This window comes from Actinokineospora fastidiosa (assembly GCF_014648415.1).
Classification (GTDB): Bacteria; Actinomycetota; Actinomycetes; order Mycobacteriales; family Pseudonocardiaceae; genus Actinokineospora; species Actinokineospora fastidiosa.
Genome location: NZ_BMRB01000005.1, coordinates 155,612 through 176,102, shown reverse-complemented (window position 1 = coordinate 176,102; position 20,491 = coordinate 155,612). Strand labels below are relative to the sequence as shown.

The 20,491-nt window shown below is 71.8% G+C and carries 17 protein-coding genes; 2 read left to right on the top strand and 15 right to left on the bottom strand.

Annotation, left to right across the window (positions count from 1 at the left end):
* Positions 1-3 precede the first annotated feature (3 nt).
* Positions 4-1,206, top strand: a complete 1,203-nt coding sequence (locus tag IEY98_RS25215; protein WP_229787414.1) for a YncE family protein — start codon at positions 4-6, stop codon at positions 1,204-1,206.
* 237 nt (positions 1,207-1,443) lie between these two features.
* Here IEY98_RS25215 and IEY98_RS32880 read toward each other — a convergent pair whose 3' ends face one another.
* The 15 genes from IEY98_RS32880 to IEY98_RS25145 form a co-directional block, all read right to left on the bottom strand.
* The gene (locus tag IEY98_RS32880; RefSeq protein WP_229787413.1) at positions 1,444-2,208 is read right to left on the bottom strand and encodes an ABC transporter ATP-binding protein; all 765 of its coding nucleotides are present in this window, start codon (positions 2,206-2,208) and stop codon (positions 1,444-1,446) included.
* Positions 2,205-3,242, bottom strand: coding sequence for a FecCD family ABC transporter permease (locus IEY98_RS32875; protein ID WP_229787411.1), 1,038 nt, complete (start codon positions 3,240-3,242; stop codon positions 2,205-2,207). The genes IEY98_RS32880 and IEY98_RS32875 overlap by 4 nt, the downstream gene beginning before the upstream one ends.
* The gene (locus IEY98_RS25205; protein WP_189213113.1) at positions 3,239-4,261 is read right to left on the bottom strand and encodes an ABC transporter substrate-binding protein; all 1,023 of its coding nucleotides are present in this window, start codon (positions 4,259-4,261) and stop codon (positions 3,239-3,241) included. Before IEY98_RS25205 ends, IEY98_RS32875 begins: the two co-directional genes overlap by 4 nt.
* Positions 4,262-4,342: 81 nt before the next feature.
* Entirely contained in the window at positions 4,343-5,758 is a 1,416-nt protein-coding gene (locus IEY98_RS25200) for an MFS transporter (RefSeq protein ID WP_189213112.1), read from the bottom strand.
* 152 nt (positions 5,759-5,910) lie between these two features.
* Complete coding sequence (locus tag IEY98_RS25195) at positions 5,911-10,125, bottom strand: non-ribosomal peptide synthetase (RefSeq protein ID WP_189213111.1); 4,215 nt, start codon at positions 10,123-10,125, stop codon at positions 5,911-5,913.
* Positions 10,118-10,369, bottom strand: coding sequence for a phosphopantetheine-binding protein (locus tag IEY98_RS25190; protein WP_189213110.1), 252 nt, complete (start codon positions 10,367-10,369; stop codon positions 10,118-10,120). Before IEY98_RS25190 ends, IEY98_RS25195 begins: the two co-directional genes overlap by 8 nt.
* A gap of 13 nt (positions 10,370-10,382) precedes the next feature.
* Positions 10,383-11,939, bottom strand: coding sequence for a long-chain-fatty-acid--CoA ligase (locus IEY98_RS25185; protein ID WP_189213109.1), 1,557 nt, complete (start codon positions 11,937-11,939; stop codon positions 10,383-10,385).
* Positions 11,940-11,956: 17 nt separating this feature from the next.
* The gene (locus tag IEY98_RS25180; protein WP_189213108.1) at positions 11,957-12,487 is read right to left on the bottom strand and encodes an FcoT family thioesterase; all 531 of its coding nucleotides are present in this window, start codon (positions 12,485-12,487) and stop codon (positions 11,957-11,959) included.
* A complete protein-coding gene (gene scoE, locus IEY98_RS25175) occupies positions 12,484-13,356 on the bottom strand; it encodes a (3R)-3-[(carboxymethyl)amino]fatty acid oxygenase/decarboxylase (protein WP_189213107.1) in 873 nt (290 codons plus the stop codon). Before scoE ends, IEY98_RS25180 begins: the two co-directional genes overlap by 4 nt.
* Complete coding sequence (locus IEY98_RS25170; RefSeq protein WP_189213106.1) at positions 13,353-13,601, bottom strand: acyl carrier protein; 249 nt, start codon at positions 13,599-13,601, stop codon at positions 13,353-13,355. Before IEY98_RS25170 ends, scoE begins: the two co-directional genes overlap by 4 nt.
* Positions 13,602-13,619: 18 nt before the next feature.
* Positions 13,620-14,615, bottom strand: coding sequence for a beta-ketoacyl-ACP synthase III (locus tag IEY98_RS25165; protein ID WP_189213105.1), 996 nt, complete (start codon positions 14,613-14,615; stop codon positions 13,620-13,622).
* Between the two features lie 262 nt (positions 14,616-14,877).
* Complete coding sequence (locus IEY98_RS25160; protein WP_229787407.1) at positions 14,878-15,450, bottom strand: sigma-70 family RNA polymerase sigma factor; 573 nt, start codon at positions 15,448-15,450, stop codon at positions 14,878-14,880.
* 94 nt (positions 15,451-15,544) lie between these two features.
* Positions 15,545-15,805: a hypothetical protein gene (locus IEY98_RS25155; protein ID WP_189213103.1), complete on the bottom strand. Its 261-nt coding sequence runs from the start codon at positions 15,803-15,805 to the stop codon at positions 15,545-15,547.
* Between the two features lie 110 nt (positions 15,806-15,915).
* Positions 15,916-16,944 (bottom strand): LacI family DNA-binding transcriptional regulator, encoded by a 1,029-nt coding sequence (locus tag IEY98_RS25150; protein ID WP_189213102.1) that lies wholly within the window; start codon positions 16,942-16,944, stop codon positions 15,916-15,918.
* A 90-nt stretch (positions 16,945-17,034) separates the two neighbouring features.
* On the bottom strand, positions 17,035-17,550 hold the full coding sequence (locus IEY98_RS25145) for an ATP-binding protein (protein WP_189213101.1): 516 nt from the start codon (positions 17,548-17,550) through the stop codon (positions 17,035-17,037).
* Between the two features lie 385 nt (positions 17,551-17,935).
* Here IEY98_RS25145 and lanKC point away from each other — a divergent pair, with 385 nt between their 5' ends.
* Positions 17,936-20,485: a class III lanthionine synthetase LanKC gene (lanKC, locus tag IEY98_RS25140; RefSeq protein WP_189213100.1), complete on the top strand. Its 2,550-nt coding sequence runs from the start codon at positions 17,936-17,938 to the stop codon at positions 20,483-20,485.
* Positions 20,486-20,491: the final 6 nt, after the last annotated feature.

Below are 20,491 nucleotides of genomic sequence, written 5' to 3'. Positions count from 1 at the left end.
CCCGTGAGAAGAGCGCTCATCGCCGCCTGCGCCGCCGTCATCGCCGCAGGCTCCCTGCCCGCGGCCGCCGCGCCGTCCCCGCGCGAGGTGTTGTTCGTGGGGAACAACTGGGAGGGCACCGTCGACGTCCTCGACCACCGCTACACCAAGATCGGCCGGGTCGACGTCGTCCCGGACAAGGCCGCCCGGCTGCGGGAGATCTACCTCAACCCGATCCGCCTCGCGTTCTTCCTCGGCGTCCGGCACGGCCCCGGCGAGGGCCACGACCAACTCGTCGACGACATGTACACGACCCCGGACGGCGCCGCCCTGGTCGCCTCCCGCCCCAGCCTCGCCGACGTCGTCTCGATCGACCTGACGACGGGCGCGGTCCGCTGGCGCTTCCCGGTGTCCGGCTTCCGCGCCGACCACATGGCCGTCTCCCCGGACGGCACCAAGGTCGCGGTCTCGGCCTCGACGTCGAACACGGTGCACGTCCTCGACATCACGACCGGCCGCGAACTGGGCTCGTTCCGCACCGGCGACAAGCCCCACGAGAACGTCTACACCGACAACGGCCGCCACCTCTGGAACATGTCCATCGGCGAGGTCATCACCCCCTTCGACGCGCCCGAGCTGGACTGGACCAAGGGCGACCGCAAGATCACCGTCGTCGACACCGAGACGTATGAGGTCGTCGAGGTCATCGACATGCGCGCCCGCCTGGACGCCTTCGGCCGCCCCGACCTCTCCGACGCCGTACGCCCGGTCGCCTTCAGCCCCGACGAGCGCACGCTGTACTTCCAGGTGTCGTTCTTCAACGGCTTCCTGGAGTACGACGTGGCCAGCGACCGCATCACCAGGGTCAAGGAACTCCCGAAGAACCCCAATACGAACCCCGACCGCACCACCTGGGTCAACGACTCCCGCCACCACGGCATGGCCATGAACCCCGACGGCACCAAGCTGTGCGTCGCAGGAACCATGGACGACTACGCGACAATCGTGGACCGCACATCGCTCCAAGAAGGTCCCCTAGTCCCCGCAGCCAAGCCGTACTGGGCAACAGTCAACGCAGACGGAACCGCCTGCGTCATCTCCGAAAGCGCAGCAGACCAAATCACCGTGATCGACTTCAGGACAGGAAACCGAATCACGTCAGTACCAGTAGGCGACCACCCCCAACGAATCCGCCTGGGCACAGTCCCCGCCGGATGGGGCACCTAACCAACAAACCAACGCAGCAAACCAACGCAACCACCCACCAAACGCAACACGCCCCAGATAACTGTCCGATGGGGTGAACCAGCATTCGTGGGGAGAAAAGCGGTGCTACCCTTTCTCGGCGCGGACGGCTTCGCCGCTCCGCCCCTAATCCGCGCCGCACCGCTTTTCTTAGGGGCCCCACGAATGCGGGTTCACCCCATCGGACGCCACCGAAGCAACTCGCGAAAGCGCCCACCATCAAGCCAACGGCGCAGCGTGATACACCACCCGCACCACCCCGTCCCCGCACAGCTCAGCGGCGGCGTTAACCCCAAAGACCTCACGCAAGGTCCCCGGGGTAAGAACATTTAAGACCGGCCCTGCGGCAGTGACAACCCCCTGATGCAGCACCACGAGACGATCACAGTACCGAGCAGCGATATCCAGATCATGCAGCACGGCCAACACCGTGATTCCCGTCCCCCGAACCAGATCCATCAACTCGAACCGAGCCCGGATATCCAGATGATTGGTCGGCTCATCCAACACCAACACCCGAGGCCGCTGAGCCAACGCGCAAGCCAGCAGAACCCGCTGCCGCTCACCCCCCGACAGCGACCCGAACGCCCGGTCCGCCATGTCCGCCACCCCGGCCTGCTTCAACGCGTCCCGCACCGCCGACCGATCCTCACCGGATGAGAACAGCCCGTGGTGCGCGGTCCGCCCCAACGCCACCACCTCGGCCACCGTCACCCCGCCCGGCGTGTTCCGGCTCTGCAGCACAGCGGCCGTCCGACGGGCGGCGGCGCGCGGCGAGAGCGACCACACGTCCTCACCGCCCACCCGTACGACACCGGAGTCCGGCCGCAAGGCGCGGTAGACAGTGCGCAGCAACGTGGTCTTGCCGCTGCCGTTCGGGCCGACCAGGCCGACGAAGTCGCCGGGCTCCGCCGTCAGGGTGGCGTCGCGCAGGATGGGCGTGCCGCCGAGGCTGACGCGGACAGCGCCGATGTCGAGGTTCACGACTCGGTCCGGTCGCGGCGCATCAGCCAGATGAGGAACGGGGCGCCGAAGGCGGCGGTGAAGATGCCGATGGGCAGCTCGTTCGGGGCGTCTACCGTGCGGGAGAGCAGGTCGACCAGGACGAGGTACCCCGCGCCGAGCAGCGCCGAGAGCGGCAGGACGCGACGGTGGTCGACGCCGAAGGCCAGGCGCGTCACGTGCGGGACCATCAGGCCGACGAAGCTGATGCCGCCCGCGACCGCGCACACCGTGCCGGTCAGCAGCGCGGCGAGGACGAGCAGCAGCAGCCGCGTCCGGCGCACGTCGACGCCGAGGGCGGTGGCGGTCTCGTCGCCGGTCACCAGCGCGTTGACGCGGCGTCCGGCGAGCAGCACGGCGGCGGTGGCCGCGATGACCACGGCGGTGACGAGGCCGAGCTGGTCCCACCGCGCGCCCGCGACGCTGCCCATCAGCCAGAACATCACCTGGCGCAGGTCGCCGGGGTTGGCCTGGAGCTGCAGGTAGCTCGTCGCCGCGAGGAACACGTACCCGACCGCGACCCCGGAGAGCACCAGCCGCGCGGGCGCGGCCCGGCCGAGCGCGAACACCGCCGCGCCCGCGAGCATCGCCCCGGCGAACGCCGCCGACGACGCGCTCAGCCCGCCCACCACCCCCGCGCCCACGGTGATCACCAGCACCGCGCCCACGGACGCGCCGGGCACCAGCCCCAGCACGTACGGCTCGGCCAGCGGGTTGAGGATCAGGGCCTGCAGCAGGACGCCCGCCACCGCCAGTCCCGCCCCGCACAGCGCGGCGAGCAGCACCCTCGGCACCCGGAAGTCCCACACGATCTGCTCGGACACCGGGTCCGCGGTGGCCGTCCCGCCCAGCACGTGCGAGCCGATGACCCGCCACACGTCGCCCAGCGGCACCGACACCGAGCCGACCCCGATCGCGATCAGCATCACGGCGACCAGCCCCGCGCCCGTCACGGCAAGGCATGCGGGCAACGGCACGAAGTGCAGCGGCGCGGTCTGCGCGCGGTGGCGGGTCACTGCCGGAACACGTCCGGGTGGACCAGCCCGGCGATCCGTTCGACCGCGAGGTGGTTGTCGGGGCCGAAGTAGAGGGAGTCCGACAGGACCAGGAAGCGGTTGTCCACGGCCGCCCGCCACTGCGGGAACCGCTGGAACAGCGCGCGGACCGTCGCCTCGGGGTCCGGGTTCAGGTAGTCGACGACGATGAGCGCGTCCACCTCGGCCGCGGCGGCCTGTTCGGCGCTGATGCTGGCGAAGGTGGCCCGCGTGGCGTCGGCGAAGGCGTTCACCGCGCCCGCCTTGGCCAGGATGTCGTTCCAGATCCCGTTGCCCGCCACCGAGTCGAGGTCGGCAGCGCCCATGCCGGGGAAGACGATCATGACCTGCCCGACCGGCCGGTCCCGCACCTTCGCCGCGGTGGCGGCGATCCTGGCCGTCGAGTCGGCGATGATCTCCTCGGCGCGCCCCGGCACGTCGAAGACCGCGCCGAGGTCGCGGATCATGGCGTGGCTGTCCTCGATGGTCGGCGCGCGGTCGTCGGCGCAGGCGGCGGGCGGGACGTAGGTGTTGGCTCCCGCGGCGCGCAGGTCCGCGCGGGTGGCGAAGCCGGACTCGGAGGCGAAACCGCCGGTGTGGGTGGAGATCACGAGGTCCGGCCGCAGGCCGAGCATCGCCTCGCGGGGGATGTCCTGCAGGTTGTTGAGCGCGACCCCGCCGGTGGGCAGTGCCGCGATGGCCTCGACGCGACCGGGCGTCTCCGACGCGCCGTAGGACTGCGCGTTGGCGATGACGCGATCGCCGAGGCCGAGCGCGAGCAGCGTGGACACCTCGGCGACCGACCCGCCGTTCATCACCACGACGCGGCCGGGGGCCTTGGTGAAGGTGTAGGTGTCGCCGCAGTTGTCGAGCCGCAGGGGATAGGCGGTCCGGCCCTCGCCGACGTCGTCCGGTGCGGTCTGCGGGCCGGGCGCTGCCGTTCCGCACGCCGTCGCGGCGGCCAGGGCGAGTGCGGCCAGGGCGGCGCCCCGAGCGGACATGGCGGCTCCATCCGAGTAGGTGTGCTGCTGTCCTGGCAGTCGCGTCGGAGGGCCGCCCGGTTCCCGGTGGTGATGATCTTCTCAGGCGAGCCTGCGGCAGAGCACGCCGGTGAGGGCCGCGCCCGCGGTCAGCGCGAGCGCGACGGCGGCGAACGCGACGTGGTGGCGGGCCGGGTCGATCGCCGGGTCGCCGGGGATGCCGCCCAGCACCACGCGGTACGCGATGCCGACCAGGGAGAAGCCCGCGGCCAGACCGAACTGGACGACCGTGGCGGCGATCCCGGTGGCCGCGCCCGCGTGGTCGGGCTCGACGCGGTTGAGGACGACGGCGACGAGCGGCGAGACGACGAGCCCCTGCCCGGCGCCGACCGCGCCGATGAGCACCGCGAGCAGCGTCTGCTCGGCAGTGGCCCCGGTGAAGGCCACGGCGGCCATCGCGAGCAGGCAGCAGGCGATGAGGGCGGCGCCGATCACGGGGACGCGGGTCCCGTTGAGCCTGCCGGTGATCGCCGAACCGGCGGCGAACCCGACGCCGAGGGGGGTGAACATCAGCCCGGCGGTGAGCGAGTCCAGGCCGAGCCCGGTCTGCAGGTGGTAGGTGAACACCAGGTACAGCCCGGCGTTGCCCGCGAAGAAGACGGCGAGGACGACCATGCCGAGCCTGAACCGGCGGTTTGCGAGGACGTGCGGCGGATACAGCCCGTCCCCACCCCGGTCGGCGAGCCGCCGCTGCTGCCGGGCGAGCGCGGCGACGAGCAGCAGCCCGGTGAGCGCGCTGAGCCACACCCACCCGTGCCAGCCCGCGCGGGGGCCGAACATCAGCGGCACGAGCAGGGCGGGGATGGCCAGCGCCGTCAGCGCCGCCCCCGCGATGTCGAACCCGACGGCGGCGTCCGACCGACTCTCCCGGATGGCCCACCGCCCCACCACGACTATCGCCACACCGATCGGGACGTTGATGAGGAAGACCGACCGCCACCCCATCCCACCCACATCAAGCCCGACCAGAACCCCGCCCCCCGCGATCCCGGCGATGACCCCGAGCCCGAGCGCCACCCCATAGGCCCCGAACGCCCGGCCCCGCTGGCGTGCGTCGTGGAAGGTCGCCTGGATGATCGCCAGTTCCTGCGGGATCAAGGCCGCCGCACAGGCTCCCTGCAGGAACCGGCAGAGGATCAGCACCTCGGCGCTGGTGGCGAGCCCGCAGCAGAGCGAGGCGACCGTGAACGCGCCCACCCCTGCCAAGAACACCCGCCTACGCCCGAACCGGTCCCCCAACCGGCCGCCGGTCACCAGCCCCGCCGCACACGCGAACACGTAGGCCGCGCCGACCAGCTGGATCTGATCGAACCCAGCGGGCAGCTCCCGCTGGATGGTGGGACTGGCGACGTTGACGATGAAGCCGTCGACCTGCCCCATGAAGGTGGCGGCCAACACCACCCCCAACCCCACCCAGTCCCGACGGGCGGCTGCGCGGGGAGGGGAGTCAAGGCTCATCGGGCAGCCTTCCGGGGTGTGGGGTGATCGGCTGTATGTCATCCGGCCACTTTCTGCGGTCTGGGTGGGTGGTGCGGCCTTGTCGGCTGTGGGGTGAGGAGCGGGGGTTCATCCGACAACCCTTCATGCGGTTGAGACACCCGTCCCCTCACTCATTCGGTAGGCGTTGGGGGCGGGAGGAAGCCGACATCGAGTAGGTGATCCAGGTAGCGGTGGAGGGTTTCGGCGTCGATCAGAGGTGATGGGACGGTGGAAGTCGACAGGGCTGTGGTCGTCTCGGCGTGGTCGTAGGCGGGGGAAGCGGTGTCTGGGTCGCCGAGGTGGGCGGTTACCAGGCTGAGGCGGTAGTCACCGATTTCGGCGGCCTTGTCGGCTTTTGCGGTGAGGCGGCGGGTCCATTCGGCGGGGGAGAGGTCCGTCAGGGAGTAGCCGCGTCGGCGGAGGACGTCGATCACCAAGGCGATCGGGACGGGGCTGGGGCTGGTCAGGTGGTACGTCCTCCCCGCCGACTCCGGTGCGACGGACAGGTGGACGATCGCCGCGGCGACGTGATCCGCGGGGACCAGGTCCGCTGTCTGCGCCCCCACCACAGGAGCAGCGCCGAGGATCACCATCGCGCGCACCAGGTTCCAGAAGGCGTCGCCCGTGTTGCCGACCCCCGTGATGGAGTGACCCGCCACGCGACTCGGGCGGTACACCGTCACCGGGACGCCCCGCGCGCCCGCCGCGGTCACCAGGCGCTCCGACACCCACTTGCTGGCCACATACCCGTTGGACAGGTCCGAGAAGTCGCAAGTGGACACGAAGTGCACCGGCTTCACTCTCGTCGTCGTGGCCAGCCGCAGGATCTCCTGCGTGCCGGACACGTTCACCGGACGCAGGCGCGCGTACGGCTCCAGGTGATTCACCCGAGCGCCGTTGTGATACACGGCGTCGATGTCCTCCGCCAGTTCCGCGAAGCGCTTGCGGCCGAGGCCCAGGTCGGGTTGGGCGAGGTCGCCCGCCAGGGCTACCACCGTGCGGTCGGCCAGGCCCGGGTCGCGGAGTCGGTACCGGTGCAGGGTCTGCCGCAACCGCTCCGCCGCCGCGTTGTCGTCCTCGGCGCGCACCAGGCACACGACCTCGACCCCCGAGTGGTCGAGCAGCGCCCGCAGGAGGAACGCGCCGAGGAAACCGGTCGCACCCGTGAGCAGGACCCGCCTGGGCTCGCGGGCGGGCAGACAGCCGTCGGCCGTGATCGCCGGGTCCAGGTCCGCCTCCCGATCCAGGTCGGACAGGCTCAACGCGGCGGTCTCCGGCGGGCTCGTGTCGAGATGACGCGCCAGCTCGGCCACGGTGGGGGCGTCGAACACCGCCCGGATCCCCAGGCGCACACCGAACGCCACCCTGATCCGGGTCAGCAGGCGGGCGACGAGCAGGGAGTGGCCGCCGAGGGTGAAGAAGTCGTCATCGATGCCCACCTCCGGCACACCGAGGAGTTCGGCGAACAGCGCGCACAGTTCGCGCTCCGCCTGCGTGCGCGGCGTCCGGCTGATTGCGCGCGCCGCGGGCTCGGGTGACGGGAGGGCGGCGCGGTCGAGCTTCCCGTTGGGGTTGACCGGAAGGTGGTCCATCATCACGAACGCGCCGGGCACCAGATAGTCCGGCAGCCGCTCCACCAAGTACCGGCGCAACGCCGCGGGCTCCACCTCGCCGTCCGGGACGACGTACGCCACCAGCCGGTCACCCCGCCCCGCGACCGCCGCCCGCGCGACGCCGGGATGCCCGGCCAGGACGCTTTCCACCTCGCCGGGCTCGATCCGGAAGCCGCGGACCTTGAGCTGGTCGTCCGCCCGCCCCAGGAACTCGACGACGCCGTCACGTCGCCATCGCGCGAGGTCGCCGGTCCGGTACATCCGCGCGCCCGGCGGTCCGAACGGGTCGGCCCGGAACCGCTGCGCCGTCAGCTCCGCCTTGCCGTGGTATCCCCGTCCCACCGGCGTACCCGCCAGGTGGAGTTCGCCGACCACCCCGGGCGGGACCAGCCGTCCGGCGGCATCCAGCACATACGCCCGGCAGTTGGCGATCGGCCTGCCGATGACCGGCGAGTCGCTCTCCGAGAGCCTGCACCACAGAGCGTCCACAGTGCACTCTGTTGGGCCATAGAGGTTGTAGACAGACAACCCCGGCACCGCCCGCAGCGCCTTCCACAGCGCCTCGCCCACGGCCTCACCACCCAGGGCGATCACCGCGGGCCGCCGCGTCCCCTCGGCCAGCAGGCCCTCGGCGACGAGTTCCTCGGCGTAGGTCGGCGTGACGTCCAGGAAGTCGATGCCCTCGTCCGCGACATAGCGCAGCAGGTCCTCGGGAGCGCGCCGCACGTCGTCGCCGATGAAGTGCAGTTCGTGGCCTGCCAGCAGCCAGATCAGGCCCTCCCACGAGGTGTCGAACGACAGCGACGCCGTCAGCGCCGCCCGGAAGCGCCGTCCGCCCGCGGCGGCGACCTCGGGCTCGATGAGGTGGGTCCGGTGCTGGTGGAACAGGTTGACCATCGCGTCGTGGGTGAGCACAGTCCCCTTCGGCGCACCGGTCGACCCGGAGGTGTAGATCAGGGCCAGCGCGGTGTCGGGGGTGGGCCGTTCGGCGTCGGTCAGGTCGTGATCCGGCAGTAGGCCGATCTCCGGGTCATCGGGGGCGACCTCGCCGGGCAGATTCCTGCCTATGGTGATCACCGGGCGGGCGTCGGCGAGCAGGAAGTCCACCCGTGCCCGGGGATAGTCCGGGTCGACCGGCAGGTAGGCCGCGCCCGCCTTGAGGACGGCGAACAGCGCGACGATCGCGTCCATGGTGCGCGGCAGGGCGATGGCGACGACCCGTTCCGGCCCCGCACCGCGCGCGAGCAGGTAGCGGGCCAGGCGGTTGGCCCGCGCGTTGAGCTCGGCGAAGGTCACCCTGCCGTCCTCGGCCACCAGCGCCGTCCGGTCCGGGGTGCGCGCGACCTGCGCTTCCAGCAGCTCGGGCACCGTCGCGGGCGGATAGAACACGGTGGTGTCGTTCCAGCTGCCGAGCAGCCGGTCGCGCTCCTCGGGCAGCGGCAGGCCGGCTGCCGCGATCGGCCGTTCGGGATGCGCGACCAGCTCCGCGAGGAAAGCGCGGAACCGCCGGAGGTGGTCGGCCAGTTCGTCCGGGCGGTAGCAGGAGGGGTTGGCGTCGAAGGTGAGCGTCAAGCCCGACCCGTCGGCCCGGTCGTAGACGTTGACCACCATGTCCTCGACGAGACCGGCCGACACGTTGCGCACCACCCCGGGCGAATCGCCGAAGCGCAGGCCGTAGTCGAACGGCATGATGTTCATCGACGGGCCGAACAGCTTGCGGTCGCTGGCGACCAGCCTGAGATCGCGGCGCAGGCGCTCGTAGCGGTACCGGTGGTGCGCCCTCCCGCCGCGGATCTCGGCGGCGACCAGCGCGGTCAGCCCCACCAGGCTCACGTCCCCGCCGACCGGCACCCACACCGGGACGACGTTGAGCACCATGCACGGCACCCGCAGCGACACCGAGCCCATCCGGGACATCACCGGCAGCGCCAGGTTCACCTGGTCCGCGCCCGTCATCCGGTGCACGTAGCCCGCGAACGCGGCGGTGACCACGTCCGGCCAGAACGCCTTCGCGGCGGGCGCGACCGTGTTGAGCGCGTCCACCGTCGCCCTGTCGAGATGGTCCTCCCAGCGCAGCACGTGGTGCGGCAGCGGCCCGGACCGCCCGGCGAGGGTGACCGGCTCCGGCCGGTCCGCGGTGTAGGCGAGCCAGTGGTCGCGGTCCTGCGCGCACCGGTCGGACGCCTGGTAGGCGACGTCCTCCTCGACCACGGCCGACAGCGGCCCGAACGGGCACGGCGGCGGCTCACGGCCTTCGACACGCGCGGTGTAGACCTCGGCCACCCGCCGGGCGACCAGGCCGAGGCCGTACCCGTCCAGCGCGATGTGGTGCACCCGGTGGTACCACAGGACCCGCTCGGGCCCGATGCGGAACACCGCGTGCCCGAACACCGGGTCGGCGGTGAAGTCCACCGGACGGGCGAGGTCGGCGGCCATCCACGCGCGCGCGGTGGCCAGCGGGTCGTCGCACCCGGACAGGTCGGCCACGTGCACCGACCACCCGTGGGCCTCGTCGCGGTACTGGGCCGGGCCGTCCTCGTCCTCGGTGAACCAGACGTTCAGCGCGTCGGTCTCCGCGACCGTGCGCCGGATCGCCGAGACGAGCGCGTCGATGTCCGCGGGGCCGCGGATCTCCACGTACTCGGCGGTGTTGAACGCCGGGCTGTCCGGCTCGAGGAGCTGCCCGGTCCAGATCCCGTGCTGGGCGGCCAGGAGCGGCAGGCGCTCAGCCACGGTCGTCCCCGGGCAGCCGCGCCGACAGCAGCAGCCACCACGCCGCGACGGTCGGCCGCTCGGCCAGCTCCAGGAAGCTGACCTGCGCCCCGTTCTGCCGCCAGCGCTCCACCAGGCTCAGGATCCGCACCGAGTCCAGCCCCTCGGCCAGCAGGTCGGCGCCGTCGTCGACGGCGGACGGCTCCTGGTACAGCAGTTCGGCCACAGCGGCCCGGACCCCATCCAACGTCAGCGGCTCGCACACGTGGGTCTCCTCCCTAGTTGACTCGGCGGTCGCGGTCGCGCCAGAACCGGTCCCGCAGCGCGCGGCGCAGGATCTTGCCGCTGGGGTTGCGGGGCATCGCGTCGATGAACTCGAACCGCGCCGGGATCTTGAAGGACGCCAGGTGGTCCTTGAGGAACAGCACGAGGTCGCGCGGCCCGGCCGTGTGGTGCGGGCGCAGGGCGACGAAGGCGCACACGGCCTCGCCGAAGCGGTCGTCCGGCACGCCGATCACCGCGGCCTCGGCCACCGCCGGGTGTTTGGCCAGCGCGTTCTCGATCTCGGCGGGGAAGATCTTCTCCCCGGCGACGATGACCATGTCCTTGATGCGGTCGCTGATGAAGAGGTAGCCGTCCTCGTCGACATGGCCCGCGTCGCCGGTGTGGACCCATCCGTCGACCAGGGTGGCCGCGGTCGCCGCCGGATTGGCCCAGTACTCGAGCATCCGCGCGGGCGTGTGCAGGCACACCTCGCCGACGGTCCCGGCGGGCACCTCCGCCCCGTCGGCGTCGATGATCTTCACCCGCACGCCCGGGTACGGCCTGCCCGCCGCGCGGAGCCGTGACCCGCCGGGCACGTGGTCGGCGGGCGGCAGGCAGATCGCGGTGTTGCCGGTCTCGGTCAGCCCGTAGATCTGCGCGAAGTCCGCCCCGCACACCGCGATCGCCTCCCGCAGCAGCGTCTCGGCGATCGGGGACCCGCCGTAGACGATCTTGCGGACCGTGCGGAAGTCCGCCTCGCCGACGCCGGGCTCGGCCAGCAGCAGCCGCAGCATCGACGGCACCACGCACAAGGTCGTGATCCCGACCTCGCGGATCAGCCGCAGTGCCGCCGTGCTGTCGAACCGCGGCATGGCCACATTCGTGACGCCCGCGGCGAAGCCCTGCATGGCCCACCAGACGCCGCCGACGTGGAAGCCGGGGATGCCGATGAGGCTGCGGTCGCCCGGCCGCCAGTCGATCCAGTGCAGCCCCGCGCCCGCCAGCGCGTCCCGGATCGCGAAGAAGCTGCGGTGGGCCAGCACGACGCCCTTCGGCAGGCCGGTGGTGCCGCTGGTGTAGAGCTGCACGATCGGGTCGTCCTCGGTCGCGGCGAGCGCGGGCGGCTCGTCCGGGCACGCGGCCTTCCACGCCGCGTACTCCGAGTCCAGCTCGACGACAGCGCGCAGCCGGGGGAGGTCCGCGCTGATCTTCTCGGCCAGCTCGGCCTGCCCCCGGTCGACGAACAGCAGCTCGGTGCCCGAGTCGCGCAGGATGTGGTCGACCTCGCCCGCGGTGAGCCGCCAGTTGACCGGCACCAGCACCATGGCGCTCTTCGCGGCGCCGAAGAGGATCTCGTAGTAGTGCTCGGACTCCATGCCCAGGTAGGCCACCCGCGCGCCGGGCCGCAGCCCGGCCGCGCCGAGGGCGGCGGCCACCCGGGTGCTCTCCCGGTGCAGCGCGGCATAGGTCAGCGACCGGCCGGAGCAGGTGATCGCGGTGGTGTCGGGCTGACGCGCGGCGTGGAAGCCCACCACGTCGGCGACGGTCCGCAGGTTCGGGAAGTACGGCATCGGGAGCGTCCTCCGGCTCAGGTCGCGGCGACGATGGCGACGGTGACCTCGCCGTCGGACCGGCCGCGGTGGTCGTCCCAGAAGCGGAACCCCGTCTCCAGCGCGATCAGCGGCGGGCTCTCGGCGCTCAGCCTGCGGCTGCTGTGGCCGGTGAGCGCGAACTCGCCGTGGAACCGACGCGGGTCCACCGGCCAGCGGAACCGGCTGACCATCCGGGTGATCAGGATGTCCGGGAGCTGACGGCGCCAGTAGTCGTCCATGGTCCACGTGCCGAGGACCGCGGGGACCAGGTCTTCCCGGACCGCGAGCGCGATCGCGTAGTAGAGCATCTGGTTGTAGGCGATGTTCACCTCGACCGCGTTGAGGTGGCCGGTGTCGTCGATGTAGCACGACTCGTCGACGGCCAGCTCGGCCGTCCCCAGCAGATGTCCGTCCACAGCGGACACGCTCATGGCGCGCAGGTACCGGCAGTTCGGCTTGTAGCAGCGCAGCACCCGCGCCAGCAGGTCGGTGTCGGTCGGGTGGCGGACCGGCGTCGCGGTGCTCATGCCGCCCGGTCCGGTTCGTCGTACACGGTGACCCGGTAGGACACGGCGGGCTCGGCGCTGGCGGTGTGCAGCGCCCGGTGCACCAGGCTCCGGTTGTCCCAGACCAGCAGGTCGCCCTTCTCGAAGGTCTGCAGGTGGATGTTGTCGTGCTCGAAGCTGGTGTCCAGCTGCCCGGTGTGCTCCAGCAGCGCGCGCAGCAGATCGGGCTGCTCGCGCCCCTCGCGGTCGGTGACGGACAGCGTGAAGCCCTCGCTGATGTAGAGCACGGTCTCGTCGGTGTGCCGGTGCTTGTGCGCGGTGGGGAACGACACCGGCGGGGTGCGCTGGTCGACCTCGTCGAGCACCTCCGAGATCGGCCGGTACACGTCGTCGGGGCGGATCTTGAAGTACCGCCGCACGCTGTGCGTCGCCACGGTGTCCGCGACCGCGGCCTTGAGGTCCGCGCTCAGCGACTCGTAGGCGGCGCAGAGGTCGATGAAGTACGTGCCCCGGTTCCGCGAAGGCACCACCTGCGGGTAGATCAGCGTGATGTCGAAGGGGCGCGGCATGAACTGGTAGTCCGAGTGCCAGAACTTGCCGGTCTTCGGCACGCCGATCCGCCTGCCGTCCTGCTCGACATTCGACGAGACGAATACCCGGTCGCTCTCGGGGTGGTGGTAGATCGGCTCGTAATAGGCCTCGGGCGTGCCGAGCCTGCCGCCCAGTTCCAGGAATGCCTTCACGTCGAGGTCCTGGTCCTTGAGCACGGCGATCTTGTGGGTGTAGACCGCGTGTTTCACCGCGGCGATGTCCGCTTCCGGCGCGGTGGCGGCGTCGAAACCGGTGACGACGACGCCGAATTTCCCGTCGGTCTGCTCGCTGATGTTCACTTCCTGGCCTCCTGGTCGGCCGACGCCACGAAATCCACCATCCGGTCGACGGTCGTGATCGTGGGCAGCCGGTCGTCGGGGATCTCGATGCCGAACTCCTTCTCGACCAGGAGCAGCAGATCCATGGTGCTCATCGAGTCGACGCCGAGTTCGTCGAAGGTCGCCTCGGTGGACGGGTGCTCCGGCACGCCGTCGACCTGGCGGAGGAAACCGATGATCGTTTCCCGAATGCGGTCCGTGTCCAATTCCGTGCATCCTCCGAACTACAGTTCCGGCCAGGTCAGCGCGGCCGAGCCCCACGCGGCGCCGCCGCCGAACGCGGTGAGCAGGACCCGGCGCCCCGGCCGCAGCGCTCCGGCGGCGGCCGCGTCGGTCAGGGCCAGCGGGATCGAGGCCGCCGCGGTGTTGCCGACCCGCTCGATGTTGGTGAACACCCGCTCCGGCGCGATGCCGACCTCGGCGCCGACTGCAGCCAGGATCCGCTGGTTGGCCTGGTGCCCGACGAAGCAGTCCACGTCCGGCGGGCGCCATCCGACCCGGCCGAGCACCGCCCGCGCCGACGCGCTCATCCGGCGCACCGCGTGCCGGTACACGGCCTTGCCGTGCATCGCGAAGAAGTGGCCGCCGCTCACCGGCGCGCCCATGACCAGCGGATGCCGGGAGCCGCCCGCGCGGACCGCGATCAGCTCGGCGAGGTCGCCGTCGCTGCCGAGGTCGCAGGCCAGCACGGCGCCGGGCTCCCCGGCCCCGCCCGCGCGCAGCACCACCGCGCCCGCGCCGTCGCCGAAGACGGCCGCGGTGGCGCGGTCCGCCGGGTCGAGGATCGTGGAGAAGGCGTCGGCGCCGATCACCAGCGCCGTGCGCGCCATGCCGGTGGCGATGAGCCCGGTGGCCGCGGCGAGCGCGTAGACGAACCCGGCGCACACGGCGTTCAGGTCGAAGGCCGCGGCCTCGTGGAGACCCAATTTCCTGGCCACCGTCGGCGCGCTCGCCGGACACGGATGATCCGGCGTGGACGTGGCCAATACGACCGCGTCCACGGCGTGGATTCCAGCGCTGCGCAATGCGGCGGCGCCCGCGCGGACGGCGATATCGGAGGTGGCTTCCCCGGCGCGCACGACATGCCGTTGGCGAATGCCGGTTCGGGAGCGGATCCACTCGTCGGAGGTGTCATACCGGCGCGCGAGGTCGGCGTTGGTCACGACCGAATCGGGAACACAGCCCCCGACCCCGCATAAAACGGCAGCGGACACGGCCAATCCTCAATTCCTCAGGGTGCGGAAAAGGTGTGACGGCTTCCGGCCTCGGGACCGGTCGGAAGCGGACTCATGCGCGGAGGCGCACGTATGGGGACGTCGTCGGTGTGGTTGTCCATGTCGAGGTTGTCGATCGTCGAACCGTTCCGGTTCCCGCCGATTATCGCCAGCTCGGCCCGTTCGCCGTCCCCGCGTGGCATTCGACCACGTCAGCGCCTATTTCGCGGCCGCTATGCCATTAATGTATGACATTCGGTGAACGGGACTATCGGCCGCCGGGGATGTCCTCGGCGTCGCGCAGCAGGGCCATCAGGTGCTCGCGCGCCCGCGCCACCCGGGAGCGGATCGTGCCGACCGGGCACCGGCAGATCTCCGCGGCCTCCTCGTAGGTCAGGCCCATGGCCTGGGTCAGCACGAAGGCCGTGCGCCGCTCGGCGATCAGGGTGGCGAGCAGGTCGTCGAGCGCCACGCCGTCGTCGAATCCCGGCAGGCCGAGCGGCTGGGTCCGGTCGGCCGCGGCCTGCCAGTCGTCGAGATCGGCGGTGCGGGGCCGGGTCCGGGTCGCCCGGTAATGGTCGACGGCCACCCGTCGGGCGATCGACAGCAGCCAGGTGCGGGCGGAGGACTGGCCGGAGAAGCGCGGCAGGGCGCGCAGCGCGCGCAGGTATGTCTCCTGTGTCAGGTCGTCGGCGGCGGACGCTTCGACCAGATGAGCCACGAACCGCCACACATCCTGCTGCGTCGCGCGGACGAACCGGTCCCGCGCCACGGAATCGCCGTGGCGCGCGGCCAGGGCCCAGCACGTGATGTCGGCGTCGCGGGATTCCGCACCACCCATGGCTGCGCACGGTAGCGAACCGGGCATCGTAGGTGAAGGAGCCCGGACACGGGAACGGCCCGGCAGCGTCCTGCCGGGCCGAAGTCCGTGGTGCTTACGCGGCGGCGACCTTCGCGCCCAGCGCCGCCGAGCCAGCGGCGGTGAGCGAGGCCGGGACGAACTGGCCGAACCGGCCGGTGCCCGCGGCCACGAGGCCGTCGTGGATGAGCTCGTGCGCGCTGAACTGGTCGCAGCAGGGCATGCCGTCGATGTAGAGGTCCGGCTCGCGCCCGCAGCGCAGGGTGGCCCGGCCCGCGGCGATGGCGCGGAGCATCGCGCGGGCGCGGTGGCTCAGTTCGTGCGGTTCGGTGTCCATGTCGTTCCCCCCGGTCGTGGAGATCTGGGTCTGTCTCGGTTGGATGCGTTACCCCTTCACCCGGTTGCATCGCGGTGAGACCCAGCACACGTTACCGGGTGTGACGATTCTTAGGGACGAATTAACGTAGATGCCCGCACGACCAGTTCGGTGGGGAGCAAAACCGAAGGTGGGAGGTGTGTCTCCCCCTCAAGTTGGGCCAGCAGCCGCCAGGTCGCGCTGCGGCCCAGCTCCTCCACGGACTGGCGCACCGTCGTCAGCGCAGGCGTCGTCGAGGTGGCCAGGATGGAGTCGTCGTGGCCCACCACGGCGACGTCCTCCGGCACGCGCCTGCCCTTGTCGGCCAGGGTCCGCAGGGCGCCGACGGCGATGATGTCGGCCGCGGCGAACACCCCGTCGATGTCCGGGTCGCGGTCGAGCAGCTCGGCCATCGCGGCGGCGCCGCCCTTGCCGGAGAAGTCGCTGTGCACGACCAGGTCCGGCTTCAGGCCCGCCTCGGTCATCCCGCGCCGCCAGCCGGTGAGCCGGTCGATGCCCACGGCCATGTCCTCGGGACCGGCGATGGTGGCGATCCGCCTGCGGCCGATCTCGACCAGGTGGCGGGCGGCCTGCAGGCTGCCGGACATGTTGTCGGAGTCCACGTAGGGCACCGCGGTGTCGCCCAGCGGCCTGCCCACGACCACCACCGGCAGCCCGGCGTCGGCCAGGCGCTTCGGCAGCGGGTCGTGCCCGTGCAGGCTGACGACCACCGCGCCGTCGACGTGCCCGCCGCACAGGTAGTTGGCCACCGAGTCGTCGACGTCGGTGCGGCCCATCATCAGCACGAGCTGCCGGTGCCCCGCGGACATGCCCGCCGAGACGCCGCGCAGCACGCCCGCGAAGAACGGGTCGCCGAAGACGCGGTCGCCCTGCTCCGACACCACCAGCGCGATGGAGTTGGTGCGTCGGGTGACCAGGCTGCGCGCGGCCTGGTTGGGCACGTAGCGCAGCGCGGCGATCGCCTCGGTGACCGCCTCCTTGGCCCGTTTGCTCACCCCGGGCATGTCGTTGATCACCCGCGACACCGTGGAACGGGAGACCCCGGCGACCCGGGCCACCTCTTCCAGCGTCGGCGCCGCCCGCTCGTCCGACTCCGTCATGCTCAACTCAACTCCGATCGCGCGGACGGGTCCCTGGTACGTCCGCGCACGATCAGCTTAAGCCGACGGGGCCTGGCCGTGCGGCCGGTGTCACCGCTGGTCGCGCTCGCGTCGTCCGCTCAGCCCGAACAGGATGCGCTGCATGGTCTCGGCGTCGGCGCCGATCGGCTCGTCCGGCGGGTTGCCGCGCACGGTCTGCGACGACGGCCTGCGCTGGCGGCGGGGGAGCGGGACGGCCGATGCGGACATGCCCGACGGCAGCGCGATCGCCGCCCACAGCATCGTCCGGCCGCCGCCGATGTCGAGCACGCCCGCGCGGGCGCCCGCGGGGACGGGCGGCGCGGCGACCGCGTGCGGCGGCTCGATCTCGATCACCAGGTCGCCGCCGGAGAGCCGGGCGCGGGCGGTCATCATGCCGGGGTTGGCCGGGTCCGCTGCGGACACCACGGCCTTGGTCAGCGCGCGGACGGTCTCGGCGGCCAGGTCGCGCAGGTCGCGCAGGGACCATTCGGTCAGCGAGAACCGCACGAACATCTCCGCGCATCCCACGGCGCTGGGCAGAGCCACCAGATGGAGGTCGTCGACCTGTTCGGTCCGGTCGTGCATGGCATCTCCTTCCGGCGCCACCCGCGTCCGCCAGATGGTGCCACGTGGACCCCCGCAGGCCACACCCTGGTCCAGGCCATCACAGGCTGTGGCGGATTCGGGCGAATCCGTCACCAACGGCAAAGCTGAGTGACCCACAGTTCTGAATCCTTCGAGGTGCGGCCGGGGATACGCGGCATACGGGTGGTTCCGGGGATCAGTTCGACTACGCAACGCATCGGTTACCTGGTGGTAATCGCGTCACGCGGACGCCTGATCGGACGCGGGACAACGCCGGTTCGGCGGATTGGCCGGACGCGGCCGGGCATGCGGGAATGAATGCCGACCGCCGTGAGCGGAATCGCGAGCCGCCGACTCGGTGAATTCCGTGTTAGGAAGGATGACGATGGATCTGCGGTACGAGGCGTTCTGCTTCGCCGATCCCCTGTTCTTCGACGAACAGCGGGTCGCCGCGGATTCCGACGCCGGTTTCGCCGCCCTGGCGCCGACGCCTGCCACGGGCTGGGCGAGCGCCGATATGGGCACGTGGCGGGTGCTGCGACCGGACGGAGCGCGCACCCCGGACCAGGGCTGGAAGATCCACGTCTCGGCCACGCTCGACAACGCCGAAAAGGTGCTCGCCATCGTGGCGGATCATTGCTTCGGTGCGCGTGTCGCGTTCAAGCATTTGCGCGGGCGGAGCATTCTGCTGGCCCGCAACGCCAAATACGCGCCGCGGTCGGCCAGTGGCAAGTTGGTGACGGTCTACCCGGCCGACGATAACCAACTGGCCGAGCTTCTCGTTGGTTTGGCGCCCCGGCTGGCCGGATTCGCGGGCCCCTACATTCTCAGCGACCTCCGGTACGGCGACGGCCCGCTCTATGTGCGCTACGGCGGATTCGTCGAGCGCTGGGTGGAGTCCGACGGCGCGCGGGTCCTCGCCCTGCGCGGGCCGGACGGCGAGCTGGTCCCGGACGAACGCACGCCGACCTTCCGGGTGCCGCCGTGGGTCGAGTTGCCTGCCTGTCTCGCCCCGCACCTCGCGGCGCGCCGGGCTGGCGACCCCGACCAGTTCCCGTACCGGGTGTCCTCGTCGCTGCACTTCTCCAACGGCGGCGGCGTCTACCGGGCGACCCGCAAGGCCGACGACCGCGCCGTCGTGGTGAAGGAGGCCCGGCCGCACGCGGGCCTGGACCGCGACGGCGTGGACGCGGTGGCCCGGCTGGAGCGCGAGTACGACATCCTGCGGCGCCTCGACGGGATCGCGGGCGTGCCCAGGGCGTATGAGCTGACCACGGTGTGGGAGCACAGCTTCCTGGCCATGGAGCCGATGGAGGGGCTCGCGCTCGGCCCGTGGCTGGCCCGCAACTACCCGCTGACCCGACACGATCCCGACGACGCCGCCGTCGCCGCGTTCACCGAGCGGGTGTGCGCGATCGTCGCCGCCGTCGAGCGGCTGCTGGACCAGGTGCACGGGCGCGGCGTGGTGTTCGGCGACCTGCACTCGCTGAACATCCTGGTCGACGAGGACGACACCGTCTCGCTGATCGACTACGAGATGGCGTTCCCCGCCGACAGCGGCGAGCGGCCCGCGCTGGGTGCGCCCGGCTTCCGCGCCCCGGCCGACCGGGCGGGCGTCGACATCGACCGCTACGCCTTGGCCGCGCTCAAGCTGTGGGTGTTCCTGCCCCTCAACGCGATGCTGGAGCTGGCGCCGGGAAAGCTCGGCGCGCTGCTGGACTTCATCGAGCGCCGCTTCCCCCTGCCCGACGGGTACGTCGAGTCGATCCGGGCCGTGCTCAAACCGGGACCGTCGCTGACGACCGCGCTGGACGAGCCGACGCCGGACTGGGCGCGGGTGCGGGCGGACCTGGGCACGGCGATCCTGGCCAGCGCCACGCCCGAGCGCGAGGACCGGCTGTTCCCCGGCGACATCGAGCAGTTCCGGCTCGGCGGCACGGGCCTGTCCCACGGCGCGGCGGGCGTGCTGTACGCCCTGCACGCGACGGGGCAGGGGCGTCATCCCGAGCACGAGGAGTGGCTGCTCGAAGCAGTCCGGCGGACGCCGCCCACGCGGCCCGGCCTGCTCGACGGCGCGTACGGCATCGCGTTCGCGCTGGACACCCTCGGCCACCGGCAGGCGGCGCTCGACCTGATCGACGGCGCGGCCACGCTCGTGGAGCAGACCCGCGACCACGGCTACGGCGGCGGCCTGGCGGGCATCGGGCTCACCCGGCTGCACTTCGCCGCCGACCGCGAACACCTCAAGGCCGCCGTCGCCACCGGCGAACGCCTCGCCGACGCGCTGGCCGTCGCCGCGCCGCCGGACGAGGTGGGCCGCGCGGGCATCCTGTCCGGCTGGTCCGGTCCCGCGCTGCTGTTCACCCGCCTGTACGACGAGACCGCCGACCCGGCGTGGCTCGACCTCGCCGAACGCGCGGTGGCGCGCGATCTCGACGAATGCGTGCTCACCGACGACGGCGCGCTCCAGGTCCGCGACGGGGGCGCTCGCACGCTGCCCTATGTGGCGGTCGGCAGCGCCGGTGTGGCGCTGGTGATCGAGGAACTGGCGCGACGGCGGCCCGGCGCCGCCTGCCTGGAGCGCCAGGACGATCTGCTGCGCGGCTGCCACGGCGAGTTCGTGATCCACCCCGGGCTGCTGTACGGGCGGTGCGGACTGCTGTCCGCTTTGGCCGCGGCCCAGCGCCGCTCGCCGACGCCCGAGCGCGCGGCCGCGATCGAGACCCACCTGTCGGCCCTGGCGTGGCACGCGGTGCCGTACGGCGGCGGGATCGCCATGCCGGGCAACCAGCTGCTGCGACTGTCGATGGACGTGGCGACCGGGGGCGCGGGCGTGCTGCTCGCCCTGGCCGCCGTCCACGACGGACACGGCCGCGTCCTGCCGTTCCTCGGGAACGGCCCCACAGACTCCGGCCCCATACCGGGCCGGCGGTAGGAAACG